This is a genomic window from Novosphingobium sp. ERW19 (assembly GCF_012641315.1).
Lineage (GTDB): Bacteria > Pseudomonadota > Alphaproteobacteria > Sphingomonadales > Sphingomonadaceae > Novosphingobium.
This window is the reverse complement of the sequence record NZ_JABAIC010000020.1, coordinates 1-17,621: the sequence shown is the minus strand read 5'-3', so window position 1 is coordinate 17,621 and position 17,621 is coordinate 1. Positions and strand designations below refer to the sequence as shown.

Sequence of the window (17,621 nt, the reverse complement as noted above, 5' to 3'; positions counted from 1 at the left end):
GGGGGCTATGTGACCGAGGGAAGTGCGACCGGTTCTGACGTACTCGGATCTGATCCAACCGAGATGGAGATCAGATCCAGCGGATTAGTGCATTCAGCGGAAAGCGACATTCTTCGCCTGCAGCAGATTTTGCGGGAGGGGTATGCCTCGGGCTTCACGATCTTCAAGGAGCTGCTCCAGAACGCCGAAGACGCGGGTGCTCGCCGGATGGTTGTGGCCGGTCACGCTGGATTCGATGAAGCGACTAACCCACTGCTCCGAACCCCTGGGCTGATTATCGCAAATGATGGTCCCGTCCTTGCCCGCCATATGGACGCGATTACCCGCGCCAGCGGCGGGAGCAAAGCGGATGAACGGTCGGCAGTAGGGCGGTTCGGTCTAGGACAAAAATCAGTCTATCATCTGTGCGACGCGTTCATTGCGCTTGGCCGGGTTGAGGATCGCGAAGGCCGACCGCAAACGCTGATCATGAATCCATGGGAACAGGTTGCTGAAGCTAATGCGGCCCATCGCGACTGGCCTCAGCTTTCTGCAACCGAAGCCAAAATGCTACTCGATAAGGCAGCGGCGCTAGGAATGGAGCGGGGCATGGCGCTGTTCCTGCCGCTGCGCACCCCACATCTGCGTCCCGGGGCTGCGCTTTGCCTGTCAGATACGAACTGGCACCCTGATGGTGCGATCTCAGATATCCTCGATGGTGAGGAATTGGCCGCGACATTGTGCTGCCTCCGCAATCTGGAGAGCGTGGAGATCATACCAGTCTCGGGCGAGGTGCGCCGGATCTCCCTGCGTAGCGGTGCCCAGCGCTTGTCTGGCCCAGGTGTGGGGAGCGGGGCCCCGAGCATTGACGGTAACGTCGAGGGAGCTGGGTTCGAGCTCTCGTTCAGCGGACGCCAGCAATGGAAGCATGATGGGCAAGCTGCTCGACTGTTGACGGCCGATGGATGGGACAAGGTGTTCGACATCCACGGTAAGCTCATACCGCCCAAGGCGAATCCGCATGGTGCAGTAATCCTGTGCCGATCTGCTACCCGTGAAGGTTTGGGCCACTTGCGGTTGCGTAATGCTGTTTACTTGCCGCTAGGTGAACCTCTGTTTGCCGAGCCACTCGAACGCGGAACGGACAATATCGATCTGCTCGTGCACGGCTATTTCTTCGTGTCGAGTGACCGGCGAAAACTTCGTGAAGACGATCATATCGAAACCCGTTGGAACCAGGCGCTCCGCCGCGAGGCGGCGCTGCCGCTGCTGCTCGATGCGATTGCAGATACCTTGCCCAGCTTACCCAGCGATGCAGAGCGTCATGCGCTGATCCGAGCATTGCAGCGCACGCGATGGTGGAATGAGCACCGTGTGGAATCCTGCCAGGGCAGGGCTCTTGCCCGGTGCTGGACGGGCGACAAGGCGGAAAGCTGGCGGGTTTGCGCCGGTGACTCACTGCGTCCGGTGACGAGAGGCGATGCAACCTCGATTGCCCGCCTCAAGGCCGCTTTTCCTAGACTCGAGGAGTGGTGCAGCGAAAATGGCATCGTTTTGGCATTCGGCACGGTCTTGGCTGATGCTGATCCACACTGGCCTGATGCGCAGCTTGCTGACCTGGTGCGCCTTGCCGGACCCGCTGCCTTCCAAAAAGGGCAGATCGCCGAAACGCTGGCGACGGTGCTCGAGGGCGCGCAGCCCGGCGAAGCAACGCGGATGGCGTTAGTCGAAACTTGCCGCAGCGCCATCGCCATGGTCGAGCAAAGTTTCGCTACTGCTGACAAGCTCAGGCCGCTTGTCCGACGCCTCCCGGAGGATCGCATCTTGGTTCTTCCGCCGAGCGTAGAAAATCGTGAGCTCCTGAAAGCCTTGGCTGCCGCTGGAGGTAGCATTCCGGTTAAAGCTGCGTGGTCGGAGCAGGGTGGGGCGATGTCCCGGCAATTGGGGCTGAACGAAACAATCGAACTGTTGACCGCCGCCGAACCCTTTTTGTCATCTCGAGGAACCGTAGCGCAGGAAGCGTCGACGCTGATATCGCATCTCTTGAGAAACGGTCCATCGCTCGACGCATTGGCGGCGGATCGTCGGGGTAGCGAATTGCAGGTCATTCCGGCGCGCTTGATGCAAGCCGAAGAGGAAGTGCGGCTATCTTTGGGCGCCATCGCGGGATTGAAGCGAAAGGGTTTGCTGTTCGATGCGGCACCAAATCGGGAGCTGGTCGTGCTCGCTGGCGCAGTCCTGTCACCCCCGATTTACCGGGTTACATTGAAAGATGGCGGGTTGGGGGATTTGGCCTCGGCCAAGAAGGCCGATTGCCTCCTGGCAGTCTTGCGGCAGGTTGATCGCTTCGGGGATCCAGGCAAGTGTGGCGAGCTTGCTGAACTGCTCGGTGCCGATGCTCCCCGCGAGGAGTTGCGGCGCCTTGTCGCGCGAGATCAGGCTTTGCCTTCGCACGTCAATCTGATTGAGCTCGATGAGCTCGGTGGGATACTCGATGATCTGGTACTGGCGCTGTTGCAGGACAGGGAAGATCGCCTCGTATCGTCCGCGACTGCGGCGGAACTGAAAAAGGCATTGCGCGATCACATTGGCCTGCGACGGATCGATCTTGCCGAATTAGGCGCATGGCTTCGCGATGCGCAGTGTGCCGGCACCATGCCGCCGATGGACGACTCCAAGGCTATGGCATTGCTCAAGTCAGGGATCGATGACGATATCTTGAAGTCGCTGCCCTTGCACCGATCCGACCAGCATGAACCCCTTCTTCCGGCTACTGATCTGTTCAGCGGTCGTGTTTCGGATGTTGCACCTACGCTCTTGCCATTTACCCGTCTGGTCGAGCTTTGGGGCGATCCTTTAGCAGCGGCGGTTCAAAACAGGCTTATCGGGCGCTGGGGACCTGAAGCCGCGATCCGCACAGCATTGTCCGCGCCAGATCCCCATCAGTTTACCTCGGAAATTGCTTCAGCATTGGGCGCAATCGAGCAAGTGCCTGATGATCTGATAGAAAAGCTTCAGGCGACCGCCTGGATTGCTGCGGACGGGAATGCTTGGACGCCGACCAAAGTCCTCGACCTGCCTCTAGATGCTGAACATGCGCTTCAGGAGCTGATTATCGACCAAGCCGGACTTCTGTTCGCAAGTATGCTTCCCGGCTCCCTTCGCGAAGAAAGTGTGCGGCGGCACTTGGCGAGGCTAAGACCCGATCGATCCCAGTCATTTCTCTTTGCCGCCCGCCTTGCCGCTGACCACGGAGCCACCGGCCTTTGCCTTGATGTCGTCGAGCACCTAGATGAGCTAGCGAAGCTGGCGGCCGCGAATGTTGGCCTTGATGCAGAAGCGTGGCCTCTGATCTCTGCGGCTCTTCGCGACGGCGTGGCCGATGAGGTCATCGCGGGGATGGCTGAAGTTTTTAACGCGCCCTCTCTTGCCGGCACCGTTGCTCAAATGAATGCAATGGCTGCACTGAGCGGGCTCGGCACGAATGCTGAAGCAGCACGGCGCCTTTACCGCTCAACATTTGCCCGAAATCTGCGTGCTTTGACGCATGCGTCCAGCTATCTGCCGCCCGATCTCCTTGTACCGACCGAAGCCGGTGGGTTCAGCAGGGCAGACAGGGTTGCGCTAGGAGCAGCAGGTATCGACCCTGCGGCGCTACTCGCACACGATTATGCTGGCAAACTGGAACAGCCCGACGATCAAAAGACAGACACCATTCCAGCAAGCAAGTCTGCGAAGGTGGACTGGCTCGAGAGTGTCGAGCGCGCCTTCACTCCAGTCAGCCAGTACGATGTGCATGATGGGATTCTGCTAGCTCTGGCGATGCTTGGTCGTGATGACAGGATCCAGTCGCTCGCAGCCAGATGGGAAGGGCAGCGATCATTCCACCGCATTTGCGATGATCTTGACAGTTTGGCCGACGAACACCGTGGCTTGACTAACGCAAATTTGGACCGGCTTGCTGAACTGCGTTTTGCAGTCGAGCTGCCGGAACATGGGCAGGTCACGGTGCGGTCAGCTGCTGGAACGGACTGCACAGTTCCACTGTCTGGCAAAGACGATGCGCTGCTGCTGGATTGTATCCAGAGAGGAATTGAGCGCGACGAATATGGCTATCGACACGTCTATGACCTCGTGATCGGACCGGTATCGCCATCCGATGAAGCCGATGCGCGGCTGTTGTTGGATCAGTTCGTTAAAAAACTGGCGCCGGCTCTGATGCTAGGCTTCGAACGTCACAAGGCGGCATTGTCGGAGCTCTTGGACAGCTATTTTACAAGCGATCAGCGCACGCTCGCAGACACCTGTGAAGAGTTGCAGGAGGTGCTTCATGATCGCCTGGCCGGCATCAAGACCGGGCCGGTAATGCGCGCGGCATTGAATGATTATCATCGCGACGCACCACGCGACCGGGACAAGGCGCGCAACGCACTTTGGGCAGCGGCGCAGTCGGACGACGGGGCGAGGGAGCTTCTCGAAGCCACCCGCCAGAAGATCGACGAGATGGGCTATGCTCCCCATCGCGTGGTTTTCGAACTGTATCAGAATGCTGTCGATGCCCAAGCGCAGTGGCACGGTATCGGACGCTTCCGGGTAGAAGTGATCTACAATGAGAATCAAGTGATCACTTGCTTGCGAGTGATCCATTGGGGGCGCCCCATCAATCAACCAGGGAGCGATCCACGCAAGGCAGAGGAAGAAGGGCACCGACGGGACCTTTCGAATATGCTCGCCATCAATCACTCTGCCAAAGATGGAGATCGGGTAACCGGTCGCTTCGGCCTTGGATTCAAGACCGTGCATATGCTCGCCGACGAAGTTCGCCTCGCCAGCGGAGGCATAGCTATCCGGATCTTGGGAGGCATGATCCCTGCAGATTGGGCAGGGGGAAGCAGGACGGTCACCCCATTCCATGACAGGGGGCGCAAAGCGACTCTCATCGAACTTCCGGTTGCTCCGGGCCGTTCAGGAGATGCGCTAGACGCATGGGAAGCGTTTCGGGATGCGGCTCCGTTCTTGGCGGCGCTCGGTCAGGAAGCATCCATTGAGGTGGTGGCTCCAGACGGTGAGACCGTGTTCCGACATGAGGAGCATCCTCTTGTCGACGGCGTGAGCTGGCTGACAATCGATGCTACTCGCCACGTATTGCGCTTCGATTTAGGGAGTGATTTTCGGCTCTTCCTGCCCTTCGGACGTAATGGGCCCTACTCGTTTCCGCATGATGTGCCGCAGTTTTGGCACCTTGTCCCGCTCGTTGGTGAACGTCGCCGGGGGGGCTGGCTTCTGGAAGGCCGCTTTCCGGTTGACCCGGGGCGTACCCAATTGTCTGGCACGGCCGATGAGAAGGATAGCCGATTTGCCCGGCTTGGCATTGCTCTTGGGCCACGGCTCATCGCTTTTTACGACCATTGTCTTGCTGACTGGGCAAGTTTCGCGCGAGCGACAGGTCTCGATCCGGAAGGACGGGAGGATTTTTGGCGGAAGCTAGTGCAGCTTTTTGCACAAGATCTGGCAAGCCAGGGGTCCGAACAGTCACTACACAAGTCAGGCCAAGGCCTTGCGAAGCTATGGGCGGAGCGCCCCGTGGTGCCGCTGGCTTTCGGCGGTGCAACGCGCGCGGCTGATGTCAAATGGCGCTTGTCGGGAGCCCTTGCCGATCGCGATGCTCAAGCTGCGATCTCGAATTTGCTCGCCGAAGTGGAATTCAAGAATGCAGTTGTCACCGAGGAAACAGGACAGCTTCTGAAATCTGTTGGGCTGCCTTCGGGTCAAAGACTGGATGTTGTGACCTTGGCCGAAAACCTTGCTGGAGCCGAGGGCATAGATCCTGGGCTGGCGGGACGCATTTCCTGTCTTTGCGAGGAAGCAGTTTCGCAGGCGATGACCGGTGAGGAACAATCAGAATTCCGCAAGTTGCTGCGCGAGCGGTTCTGGCTCGCGGAAGATGGAAGTTGGCAGCAGATTCGTCTTCTAGCGTTTCCGCTGGGCGACAACGATGAACAAGGCAGGGCTGCATTCGCTCCTCCTTCGGGTCGCCTTTCGTCAGAGTACGTAGGCGCCGCCTTTGAACTCGCTGCCTTCGCCCGTGAACAGGCAGGTCAGCTACCTGTCGCCAAATGGGCTGAGACTGCCGGTGACAGCGCCGCACGCCAGCAAGCCTTCATTCGTTATCTGGTCGGTGCGGATGATCGGACCGTCGCACTGTTGGCGAGCGCGGCAAAGTGGCTACCCAATGTCGACGAACTCGCCAACTCCCCTTTGCTGGCCGGGCTGAGGCAAGACGAGAAGAACCGGTTGCTCGCCAAGCTAGGGTATTCATTCGGCCTCCCTTCAACTCCGGTCGATCCAATCAGCCCCTGGCAACCTGACGCTGCGCAGGCGCTCTCAAGGATCGCGCAGTGGTGGCGCGACAATCATGGGGATTTGCGGGCTGCCTACGATCGAGCCGTGTATCCTGAAGATTTTTCCTCAGCAGCCCTCGCTGATGGAGATAAGCCCGCCTGGTTCACCATGCTTTCCCTCGCAACCTTCCAGACACTGGGGAGGGTTAAGCCGGCTCAATCCCGGCAGTTTGTTACCAAGGCAATCCAAGATGGCTGGTGGCACGAACTCGCGACAATCGATCCTTGTGACGAGGAGCTGAGGCCTTTTGTCGAGCGCCTCCGAGCCTGGAGCGATCCAGATGCCGATGAAAACTACCTGATGTGGCGCAGATGCCTTCCTGATCTATGCATGATCGCGCGGCATCTCGAAAGCTACCAGAGACTGTTCCGCAAATTGCCTGCGGTGATCGCCCAAGAGGGTGACGTGAGCCTGCGCGGACATTTGCGACCGGCATTCTCTCACGTCGCCGCTCGTATGGGCATTGAAGCAGCCCCTCTAGCTAGGTCGCTTGGCATTGGCGCCAACTGGCTTGTGCGCGAATTGGGCCGCAAAGGTATCTATTCTCAGGCGCAATTCGAGCAGATCATGCCTTATGGCTGGAGTGCGGCGGAACGCGTCCGCCGCCTCGCTTACACGCTCGGCATGGGCCAGTTTGAGCGTGGCATCGACGAGGGACGCGCCCTGTATGGGGCGGTAGAGCGTCGCATTGGTGATGCCGCTCATTTCGATGGCGATGGTGATTTGCCACTGCACGTGATCACACTTGCCAAGCACCGCGATGACCTGGTGTCGATTCTTCACGATGCAGACGTCGACGAGTGGCCAGACAACAACTGGGACGATGCAGAAGATGACGATGCCTGAAGCACTAGCCGCTGACGCAAGAGTCACTCACCCACGCCACGGCGTGGGCCAAGTTATTGCCGATGCAGGAGAATTCGTTGTTGCGCGTTTCGGCGCGACGATCCAGCAGGTTCTTCGCTCAGAACTCACGCTTGCTCGGTCGCTAGATCAAGCGCTGTCGACGGGGACTTTTGACGACAGTGCGGAGACATTGATGCGCGCTAGCGCCATGGCAATCCGGTCCGTTAACGATCAGTGGGGGGTGTTTTCTCGATCACGTGTCCAGCTGCTCCCGCATCAACTCTGGGTTTGTCACAAGGTTAATCGAACTTTCCCGTTCCGCTGGTTGGTCGCCGATGACGTGGGGTTGGGTAAAACGATCGAAGCCGGTCTGGTGCTCATGCCTCTGGTTGCTCGGGCTCAAATTCGCCGCCTGCTGGTATTGGCACCAGCAAAGCTAGTGCCCCAATGGCAGAAACGCCTGCGGCAGATGTTTGATATCCGCCTGCAGGTCTACGATCGCTCCGTTGATACACCTGCTGTGGATTTCTGGGATACGGCAAACATGGTGGTGGCGTCGGTCCACACGCTGCGCCGGGAAGTCGCCGACGGACGGGCTGAAGGCAGCCGGTTTCTTGCGGCCGATCCTTGGGACGCGGTCGTGGTCGATGAAGCGCATCATTTGCACGCGGATGAACGCACAGGAGAGACCCTTTCCTTTCAGCTCCTTCGCGCGCTGGAGGAAAGGCACAGAATCCGTTCTCTTCTTCTGTTCACTGGCACGCCGCATCGGGGCAAGGACTTCGGCTTTCTGTCATTGTTGAGCCTCCTCGATCCGGATCAGTTCGGACCTGAGCGCGACATCGACGAGCAACTGGCCAAGCTGCCGGATGTGATGATCCGTAACAACAAGGCGACCGTTACCGACCTCAAAGGGAACCGCCTTTTCACGCCGGTCACGGTGGAAACAAGGGAATATGCCTTTAGTGCAGCAGAGAGCGCATTCTACGAAACGCTGAGTGCATTCATCATTGATGGGCGCGCCTATGCATCGACCCTCGATGGGCGGGCCCAATCCGCGAGGATGCTCTTGCTCATAGCACTCCAGAAGCTAGCGGCGAGTTCGATTGCTGCGATCCGAAGCGCTTTGACCAAACGCCGCGCGAAACTGGCAGATGTTGCTGAGCAGGCTCGTACGCCTTCTGTGTCCATAACGGAAGGTGATGACGACGAGACATTGGACGATCGCGCGCGGGCTGACGAAGAGGCGTGGGGCAAGATGCTCGCCGAACTCATGGAGGGCGAGATCGCTCGCCTTGATGAGCTGCTTGCGTTGGCCGCCCCCATTCAGCAAGAGCGGAAGATCGAGCGACTAGTTGATCTCATCGCGAGCGATTTGCCCACCGGTGAGCCAGTGCTGCTCTTCACCGAATACAAGGCAACCCAGGCTCTCGTGGTTGATGCCCTGCATGCTCGATTTGGTCACGGTTGCTGCGGCTTCATCAACGGTGATGAACGCTTGGATGAAGTCACCAAGGCGGACGGTTCGCGGGGCCCGAAAAGTTGGTCGCGCGATGCGGCAGCGGAAGCTTTCAACCAAGGCACGATCCGCTTTCTGGTTTCAACCGAGGCAGCGGGCGAAGGGATCGATCTTCAGGAGCGCTGCGCGACGCTCATTCATGTCGACATGCCCTGGAATCCCATGCGGCTTCATCAGCGTGTCGGCCGTCTGTCGCGCTACGGACAGACAAGGCCGGTTCAAGTGTTCATTCTGAGGAACCCAGACACGGTGGAGGCGCGCATTTGGGACCTCCTGAACGCCAAGCTCGAGCGAATCCAGCGCACCTTGGACGAGGCAATGGATGAGCGAGAAGACATCAGCCAGCTCGTCATTGGCATGACTGGTCCAAGCGCTTTTGAGAAGATTTTTGCTGCAGGCCAGACCCAGCCGCGAGAGAGCCTCGATCGATGGTTCGACCGGGAATCGGCGACCATTGGCGGAGAAGACCTAGTCGATAAGGTCAAGACCATGCTTGGCAATGTTACTCGCTTTGACTTTGCCCAGGTTGGAAGAAATCTTCCGCAGGTTGATCTCCCTGATCTCGAACGATTCTTCTCGATGGTGATGGAATCGAAAGGGCGGCGCATTTTCCGGAGGGACGATGGTCTAGACGTTCTGACGCCGGAGAAATGGGCCGACGAAGACTACGCCATGCAGGATCGGTACAAGGGGCTCCTGTTCGATCGCAATGCTCGCTTAGGCAATGGCGAAGGCCCAGTCCGTCTTGTCGGTGTGGGGCACACGCTTTTCGATCGAGCGCTGAAGGAAGGGGAAAACCTCCAATCGGCTCTGGCGACCTGCACGCGATTGCCCGCTCCTTTGCTTATCGCTTCAGTTGAGGATCAGGTCACTGGCCAGGACCACTCGGTTACTCGAATTATCCTAGGTGCTTGGCGCGATAACGCAGCTCAGGTCCATATTCTTCGAGATTGGGAAGTCCTTCAGTTATTGAACTCGTTAGGTCGCTCGGACAGTCCGAAGCCGCCTGAAATCGATATCTCGCAAATGCGGGCATTAGAGGCCGATCTCCTTGATGCAATGTCGCAAAGTTTGCCAACTGTCGCGGACATGATGACCCGTCCAGGCATCCGAAGCGAGTTAATGCTCTTGACGGATCAAGGTGCCGATACGTGACGGCCTAGACCGAATTGGAGGAGAGGCTGCGCACTCCCCGGTGCGGGGCATGTTTTGCTGGTTACTGTCCTCGTTTCTGCTATGTTCCAAGGAGCGGCGAGATGAATGCGATCATGAACAACTTTGACATCGATCCTGGCAACCGACCTGCATCCCGGAATTGGGAGGGTCTGTCGGAGCTTGATCAGGCGCTACTTGAGAATCGCCTAATTGAGTACAGGATCAAGAAGTCGTGGGCCGACCCTTGGGGGCGCAAGCTGACGATAATCGGCCTTATTGTCATTGGCGCAGTTTTCGCGTTTCTGGCTGGAGCGTCCTTCGGCCTGTGGTGACCGTTCAAGTCACCACTCCTTCACATCATCCGCTGCTTCTGCATTGGCACCTTGAGCTCCCTTGGTGATCGCGTCCAGACGTCCCCTAGAGCCGGTAATCTTCTGGCGACCGGCCGCCTGAGCCCTTTGCACCTCTTCACGAAGATCGCCGCCCCCCACCCGAGGCACTGAACCGGAACCTCCGCCGCCGGTTTGTGCCCGGCCGCGCACTGAGCCTGCGCTTAAGATAGCCGGTCGGGATACGGGCAGTCCTGGGGCGAGTACGAGACGATCGTCGATCCCGTCGCGAAGCTGCTCGGCATAGCTTTCGATGAACTTTGCCTGCAATGCTTGGCCTTCCGGGCTGAGCTGGAAAGTGACATCGTCAAACCGCGCATTGCCATAGAAATCGCGGTTGCTTTCGATCTCGCTGAGACCCCATTCGCGGTAGGCTTGGGACAAATTGAGGCTGCCTGCAGCGCTGTTTCCTTCGAAGAAGGACGCCTGGCTTTCGAGCCGGTTGGCGAGCTCCTCAGCTCGGCGTGCCTCCCGGCTGTAGCTCTGCGCTTCGGTCAGCGATGCGCTCATGCCACTCGCGGTGCTCGAGATCGACGAGCTTGATGAGGTGCTGACCGAGCGGACGAACCCATCGCGGGTGCTCGACCAATTGCGGCTGTCAGACATCTGGGACAGGCTTCCAAAGATCCGGGAACGGTCTTCGGATGCGATGCCGATGTCGCTGTCGGTCCATGTGCGTGTCCCACCGCCCTTCGCTCCTACGCTTCCCGAGAGCACGCCATTAGAAATCCCAGCTTTTGCCCCGGCCTCACCGCCGAGGAACCATGCCGTAGATATGTCATCGGCCGCTCTGCGCGACAGCCCGAATTGCCGCTGCAGACTGGTCGATGCCTGATCGACCTCGCTGAATGCGGTCTGGATGCTGTCGGAGTCCGAGGTGCCGGTCGCGCTCTCGAAGGATGCGCCCCGGCTGAACTGGTCCCTGAGCTCGCGGAACTTCGTGACCGCGCTTGTCGTCGATTCCGTGGCGACATTCGCATAGGTCTCGCTGTTGGCGCGGGCCTGCGATGCCATCGTCGAAAGGCGCGCCGTGAACTCCTGGCCCAGCGTCGGCGTGAAAGGATAGCTGGATGTCGGGATCTGATCGTAGCTGCCGTCCGGGAAGCTCGTGGTCATTGCCCCGGTGTCGCTGAAGGTCCGCGTCTGCGGCGCGCCATAGGTGAAGCTCGGCGCGATCGTGCCTTGTGCGAACTGGCGGGTGAGGACACTCGAGTTTTCGAAGCTGGTGTTGCCGAGCGAGACGTTGCCGGTACTTGCCTCCCGGGCAGCTTCCTCGGCCGCGTTCTGGCTCGGGTTGAGGTAGCTCGTCGCATGGTGAGAAATCGCCATGGCGCCCTTGGCCACACCCCCTGCCAGGAACGGCACCGATGCGATGAGATAGCCTGCCAGAAGACCGATATCGCTGTTGACGTCGGCCATGCCGGTAAAGCTCGCCAGGCTGAGGCCGTTGCTGCCCGTGACCGCGCTCATGTCAGCCGCGCCCTTGTACATCAGCATCATGTGGAGGATCACGAACAGGGGTCCCCAGGCCGCGAGATAGAAGAAGCCCGTCACATAGCCCTTGAGTGCGACAGGCCCGGTCTTGGGAAGCAGGAAAAGCGGGAAGAGCACCGGAAACAGCGCATAGAACAGCACGGTCAGCACGACGTTCAGGAGTGGGACCCACTTCATGGCGTTGCTCGCAATCGAGCCATAGGTCCGCTCGGTCTGAATGTCGGCGCGGGTCTGGGCGTAGACGTCGACATTGCCCGCGCCGCTGGTGCCGGACATCGAATGCATGGCCTGGCTCATCGCGTTGATGGTCAGCGTCTGCTTGAAGATTTCGGTCGCGCTGGCCGAGACGCCAGTCAGGTACTGATAGGCCACCGGCAGGTCGGCAAAGAGCTTCGCCTTGGCGAGCGCGGCTGTCTGGTTGGGGTAAAGCTGACGGCCGAACACCGCTCCCATCGCATCGACGAGGCCGTCCCACTGCGCATTGAGCGTGTCGTAAGCCTCGCGGCAGGTCACGATGTTCGAGCTCACCTGGCCCGAAGCGGTATCCCGCGTCAGGAACCGCTGCGCGCGCGCCTGGCTGCCCGGCGCGATTGTCGCCCAGATGTCGCCGGTTTCCGCGAGCTCCTTCATCGAGTAGCGGCCGAGCAGGACGTCGTAGAACACGCATTGCCGGAAATGCTCGTCGAGATTGGCAGCAAACTCCGGATCGGAAATCCGCAAGGACCGGGTCGCATCGTAGAGCCGGGCGCCGTAGATCATGCCGTTCTTAGAATAGTTGAGATCGCCGGGCAGGCCGAACACAACTTCTGCCGAGCCCGTCAGATAGTCGCCGACTTGGCTGGTAAAGCTCGCCATCAACGCAAGACCCAGCGGCACGTTGCTGACATTGGCCGGGGCAAGGCTCGGGTTGAGCCGGTCGGTCACATGGACATCGAGCCGCGGCACCATCAGGCAGGAGTAGATGAGCGTTGCGCCGAGGAACCAGTTGATCCAGGCGCGCCAGTCCTGATTGAACGCGAGGGTGATGGCGGACAGGCCAAGCCCCATTACCATCACCACCTGGAGCAGGCTCTTGTAGCCCCCGTTGCCGGTCCAGGCGGCGACCGCCTGGAAGACGTTGACCAGATAGTCCCCGCCACCGACCGTGAAAATCTCGACCATGTCTGTTGTCCCGCCTGGATGTGGTTGGCCCGGTCAGTGGGTGAGGGCGCGGCTCTGGACGCCGCGCGACCAGTCCAGCGATGCGGCCATTCCGGGCGACATCGAGGCAGCCAGCACGTTCTCGATGAACGCCGTCTTCTCAATGATCTGCAGCACCGCATTGACCTTGAGATGCGTGTTGGCCTGCCGGTCAGCGAGAGCCTGACGCACGACATTGACCTGATTCTGCCACATGGCGATCTTGGCTTCGTCGGCCCCGATGAAGCTCGACATCGAGCGGCCCGCCTCGCTCACGATCCGGTCGAGCACAGCAAACAGCAGGTCGACACTGGCGATCTCGGCCAGGGTCTCCCGGTCGTCGGTCGGCATGCCCCGGCCATAGGCCGCCTGGACGGTCAGGATCTTGTAGAGCGGGATAGACGCGACTTGCAGCAGTTCCTTTTGCTCTTCGCTGATCGCGGTGTCGTCGCGGATGGCCTGAACCATACCGCCGATGAGCGCAGCCACGCGCGGCCGCAGCGCTTTCGATGCCGGCAGGCTCAGGGACTTGAAGCCCGGGTTGAGGCACTTTTCCGGCTCGTCGCAGTCGAAAATTAGGACATTGCCATTCGCCGTGCCATCCAGCAGCGAAGACACGAGGGTGGACGATGCCTCGCCGACGATCGGCACGAACTTGCCCGGCTCGTCGTCCTTGGGGGGCACGTAGATGATCGTGCCCAGCAGCGTCATCGCATATTCGGCGAGCTCCTCGTCGAAGCGGCCGCCAGGCGAGAAGAACGCCGACTTCTTGAGGATCGTCCAGGTGTAGTTTCGCGGCACACCGGGATTGACGTCATCATACTTGCCCGAGCCTTGCGCGGTGGTGCTCGATCGCTGCCCCCTGGTACCGCACCCATGCTTGGCCGCGGCATAGTCGGTGAAGATCCCTTCGGAGTTGCCGATCGCTTCGCAGATCGCCTTGTCGGCAAGGTCGCCCTTCGGCCAGATCCCGCCCACCAGACCCTGCGCCATTTCGCAGGAGTTGATGTTGAGGTTGTTCATGAGCTGAGCCTTCTGGCTGAACTCCTGCATGATCTTCGAGCATTCCGGGCAGACCGTGTCGATCGCCAGGCTGAAGGCAAAGCCGACAGCGTTGTTCGCGACTGCCTTCAGCATCGCGACGATCTCGCTGGCGTTGATGAAGCTGAAGGACCCGGCGAAGATGTCGATGCCGCCGCAACCGGCGCGGGCGCGCGGCAGCTGCAGATTGGCGATGTTGGTGGTCTTCTGCGGGAACCGCGTCCAGACATTGCCGAGGCTGTAATAGCCGGCCGACTGCCCCTGGAACGCGGTCGGTCCGTTGACGTTTGCAGCGCCTCCGACGTCGTTCAGAAACGAGTCCATCGAACTGCCGACGTCGGCCGATGCGCCAGACAGCGGGAGGGCGATGGGGATGGTGGCTGCAAGAAGCGCAGCGACGGCTGTTTTCAACCTAGTAGTCACGTCCAGCTTCCTTCGATGTGAGGAGGTAAATCCGGTCCTGAAGCTCGTCGGCGCTCATGACGCCGTAGCCAATCGGAATGGGGCGGCCGGTCTGCGCGTCCCAGAGCACGACCGCTGGCGTGATCTTGGGCTCGAGCCCCATGCGGCTGCGCTGGTTGGTCTCGACCGTGTAGTTCGGGAAATGCCGCGACGGGCCGCCGTCGGTCGAAATCGCGCGCACGGCGATATGCCAGGTCGAGGCAACGCTCTGCACGATTGGCGACATGACTTCGCAGGCGCCGCAGCTCTGGGCGAAGAAGTAGAACAACCCGTAGCGCTCGGAAAGCTGGGCCATCGCAGCGTTCCGTTCCGCGCTTCGCGAATCCTGCCACTGGCGCTTGCCAAGTGTCGAGACCGGGCGCTGCAGCGTGTAGTCGAGCTCGGGATCCTGCCAGATCGCCCGCTGCCAGACGTCGCTGAAGAGGGATGCCCGGTCGAGCTGGGCGCGCTGGAAGCGGATATAGGCCGTCACATTTGCTGGCGTCGGCTCGAGGATCGCCTTGGCCTTCAGTTCGCGCAACGTCGCCGTGATCGCGTCAAGTTGGCTGGTCGCGCTGGCCGCAGGCGCGGGCGAGGGCGAATTCTGCTCCGTCGGCTTGGGCCGCTCGCAGTAGAACCAGTATCCGAGCCGCCGCTCCTCGCAATAGAAGCTATCCTGGCGCTCGGCCGATTGTGCGCTGGGCGGCGCATCGGTCCGGCTTGCGACCGGCTGGGCGGTCGCCGGAGAAAACTGGAAAACGGAATTGGCAATCGCGCAGGCGGCAAGCAGCCGCCACGCGACCTTACTAGCGGGCGCGGGCATAGTAGTCCTCGATCTTCTGTTGGATGTCCTGGGTTGCCTGCAGCTCGTCAGGCAGGCGGGCGGCGTCGGTAAACTCGGCGTAGACCTCGCTGAAGTCCATTTTCGAGAGGTCGAGCCGGGCGAACTCGTCGATGGTGAAGCCCTGGCATTGCTCGGTCTTCGGTTTGCCCCAGGGCTTGTTCAGCTGCTGGCGGCCTTGCTCCTGCAGAATCCGCGTGAGCTTGGATTCAAAGCAGCAGTAGACCTTGCGCTTGGTCAGGCACACGCCAAGGAAGGAGGACGAGCAATAAGTGCCGACGTAGGCGCACAGACCCTGCGCATCCTTCTGATGCAGCAGCATCTCCTCGCGGCTGCAGCCCAGCGCCACGAGCAGCTGGATGCCCGGGATGAGCGGGAAACCCTTGCCCTTGCAGCAGTTGAGCACGCCGAAGACCTTGGACGAGCAGCTTTCCCGGGTCCCCTTGAACAGAGTGAGGTTGTCCGGATCGAATTCGCGGCGCGCCTGGTTCATCGCGTTCAAGGCGACGGCCGCATCCTTGAACTCGTCGTTGGCCTCGCGCTGGATGGTCTCGCACGAGCCATCGATGCAGTAGACATCACCGTCGCAGATGAACTGGTTGGTGTTCGCAGGCTGGTCTGGAACCGGGCAATCATAGACCCGCTCCCAGGTGCGGCAGGGCTCGCCCGCGAGGCAGTCTTCGCGCACCAGCTTGCAGCCCGGAGTGGCTTCAAGTGTCTGGCAGTCCTGTGCCTCGGTGAACTGCGCGCAGCTGTAATTGCGGCTCCACGCCCAGCACGGCTGCGTCACGGCGATGCCATCGACGATGCGGGTCACCGGATCGCTGTCCATGCACGTCTCGGTGTCCTGCTGGCACGAGGTATCAGCCGCAAGACCAGCACACTGGCTTTCATCGCGCGTGGTCGTGACGACGTTCTCGCCTGTCACCGTGTAGGGCGTCGCGCCATCGACCGGCGCCGTGCAACTGACGAGATCGACCCGCAGATCGCCCGAGTTACAGCCCCAGTAGATCCCGAAATAAGGATCGCACAGGTTGATCGGATAGGACTGCGTGACCGTGCATTGCGGCGCGGGGTAGCGGTTGCAGTTGTAGATCGAAGCCGGGTCGACCCCGCTACCACCAACACAGTAGTAGCCGTAGATCTGCCGCTGCTCGACACGCGCGGTCAACGTCACGGGGCAGGTCCGTGTTTCCTGTGTTGCGGTAAAGCCAACATTGCAGGTCGCCATGTAGCGCGCCGCGGTTCCGCTGGCCGGCGGCAAGGGCACGCAGCGTCCCTGTGAGCCGCCGATGGCCATTCCGCTCGTATAGGCGAGCGGGTCATCGCTGATCACATTGCTGCGCGCGATCGTTGCATCGAGATCCTGCGGCGCAAATCGGGCGCGCCGGTCCATCGAATCCCGCATGGCCTTGTAGCCGGTGTTGGTCGTCGCCTGGCTCGCTGCTTCGCGGCTCATCCGGTCAGGATCGTCGAAGTAACCCGACTGGCTCGGCGTGCCGCCGAAATTGGGAATGCGGCTCGCATCCGGGTTCGTCGTTGCCGCGCTTTGCGCCGAGGCTGCCTTGTCCCGCCCGAAAGCCTTGCCGTCGGCCTTGGCAGCATCGGTTGTGGTTTGGGCGTGGAGCGGGCCGACGAGGGTGAGCAGAAGCGCGCCCACGCCAGCGAGAGAGAGGACCGATCGTTTCATGGAACCTGCCTTTCAAGACGGGCGAGGTGGTGGGCGGCGAGCAAAGCGCCGGGGCCGCCGCCGCGCGCGAAGGTCTCGAGCGCGTAAGCTGCGCTGACATTGCCGCTCATCCGGTCGTGCGGCGGAACTTGCGTCCGGCAGTCGAACCCGTCGCACAGATCGAAGTCGCTGCTGGTGACGACGTAGGTGGGAACCGCCTCGATCCCGAAGGCGCGGAACAGTCGCGGGTCGATGCCGACGCCGTCCAGCTGCTCGCCGGGCTTGGCAACTTTGGCCAATGCCGCCGTGAGAGCCTTGGCGCTGTTGCCGGGCAGCCCGCGCAAGGCAACAACACCGCCAGCCTTGGTCACGTCGTCGATCATCGCACGCAGCGCTGCAGGCGGCATCGATAGCGAAGCAAAGGCGATGAACCTCGGCGCCTCGCCCATGCCTTCGCTGGTCATGGCGCCGGCATCGGCCACCATCCGGTCAAAATCGAACGTGCTGGCCTCACCAGGCTTCGCGTTCGCGGCAGCCTCGCGGGTGTAGCGGCGGGCGTGCGCCTCGGCCTCGTCGGAGCTGGTCCTCGCTTCCCGCGCCAGGGCTTCGGCTCTGGCGCGGGCATTCGCGGACAGCGCGTCGGCATCGGGGGCACCGGCACTGGCC

Annotated in this window: 8 protein-coding genes; 3 read left to right on the top strand and 5 right to left on the bottom strand. The window is 60.8% G+C overall.

Annotated elements, in window-relative coordinates; all coding sequences use genetic code 11:
• Nucleotides 1-63 precede the first annotated feature (63 nt).
• The 3 genes from HGI46_RS21135 (at nt 64) to HGI46_RS21125 (ending at nt 10,233) form a co-directional block, all read left to right on the top strand.
• Nucleotides 64-7,227, top strand: coding sequence for a hypothetical protein (locus tag HGI46_RS21135; RefSeq protein ID WP_168905740.1), 7,164 nt, complete (start codon nt 64-66; stop codon nt 7,225-7,227).
• A complete protein-coding gene (locus HGI46_RS21130; RefSeq protein ID WP_168905739.1) occupies nt 7,214-9,901 on the top strand; it encodes a DEAD/DEAH box helicase in 2,688 nt (895 codons plus the stop codon). Before HGI46_RS21135 ends, HGI46_RS21130 begins: the two co-directional genes overlap by 14 nt.
• Before the next feature lie 101 nt (nt 9,902-10,002).
• Nucleotides 10,003-10,233 carry a hypothetical protein gene (locus tag HGI46_RS21125; RefSeq protein WP_168905738.1) on the top strand — a complete coding sequence of 77 codons (231 nt, stop codon included), beginning with the start codon at nt 10,003-10,005 and terminating at the stop codon, nt 10,231-10,233.
• Between the two features lie 9 nt (nt 10,234-10,242).
• On the opposite strand, the gene HGI46_RS21120 is transcribed toward HGI46_RS21125, so the two are convergent.
• The 5 genes from HGI46_RS21120 to trbC form a co-directional block, all read right to left on the bottom strand.
• Nucleotides 10,243-12,945, bottom strand: coding sequence for a conjugal transfer protein TraG N-terminal domain-containing protein (locus HGI46_RS21120; RefSeq protein WP_168905737.1), 2,703 nt, complete (start codon nt 12,943-12,945; stop codon nt 10,243-10,245).
• Nucleotides 12,946-12,978: 33 nt separating this feature from the next.
• The gene (locus tag HGI46_RS21115; RefSeq protein ID WP_168905750.1) at nt 12,979-14,415 is read right to left on the bottom strand and encodes a conjugal transfer protein TraH; all 1,437 of its coding nucleotides are present in this window, start codon (nt 14,413-14,415) and stop codon (nt 12,979-12,981) included.
• A gap of 1 nt (nt 14,416) precedes the next feature.
• Nucleotides 14,417-15,268, bottom strand: coding sequence for a conjugal transfer protein TraF (locus HGI46_RS21110; protein WP_168905736.1), 852 nt, complete (start codon nt 15,266-15,268; stop codon nt 14,417-14,419).
• A complete protein-coding gene (locus tag HGI46_RS21105; protein WP_168905735.1) occupies nt 15,252-16,976 on the bottom strand; it encodes a conjugal transfer protein TraN in 1,725 nt (574 codons plus the stop codon). The genes HGI46_RS21110 and HGI46_RS21105 overlap by 17 nt, the downstream gene beginning before the upstream one ends.
• Nucleotides 16,973-17,621, bottom strand: a 649-nt coding sequence (trbC, locus tag HGI46_RS21100; protein WP_168905734.1) for a type-F conjugative transfer system pilin assembly protein TrbC, incomplete at its 5' end; no start/stop codon positions are given. The genes HGI46_RS21105 and trbC, both read right to left, overlap by 4 nt.

What these genes read in the sequence shown, in the direction of transcription:
- HGI46_RS21135 (WP_168905740.1), top strand. Translation starts at nt 64, where the DNA reads ATGGAGATCAGATCCAGCGGATTAGTGCATTCAGCGGAAAGCGACATT.
- HGI46_RS21130 (WP_168905739.1), top strand. Translation starts at nt 7,214, where the DNA reads ATGACGATGCCTGAAGCACTAGCCGCTGACGCAAGAGTCACTCACCCA.
- HGI46_RS21125 (WP_168905738.1), top strand. Translation starts at nt 10,003, where the DNA reads ATGAATGCGATCATGAACAACTTTGACATCGATCCTGGCAACCGACCT.
- HGI46_RS21120 (WP_168905737.1), bottom strand. Translation starts at nt 12,945, where the DNA reads ATGGTCGAGATTTTCACGGTCGGTGGCGGGGACTATCTGGTCAACGTC.
- HGI46_RS21110 (WP_168905736.1), bottom strand. Translation starts at nt 15,268, where the DNA reads ATGCCCGCGCCCGCTAGTAAGGTCGCGTGGCGGCTGCTTGCCGCCTGC.
- HGI46_RS21105 (WP_168905735.1), bottom strand. Translation starts at nt 16,976, where the DNA reads ATGAAACGATCGGTCCTCTCTCTCGCTGGCGTGGGCGCGCTTCTGCTC.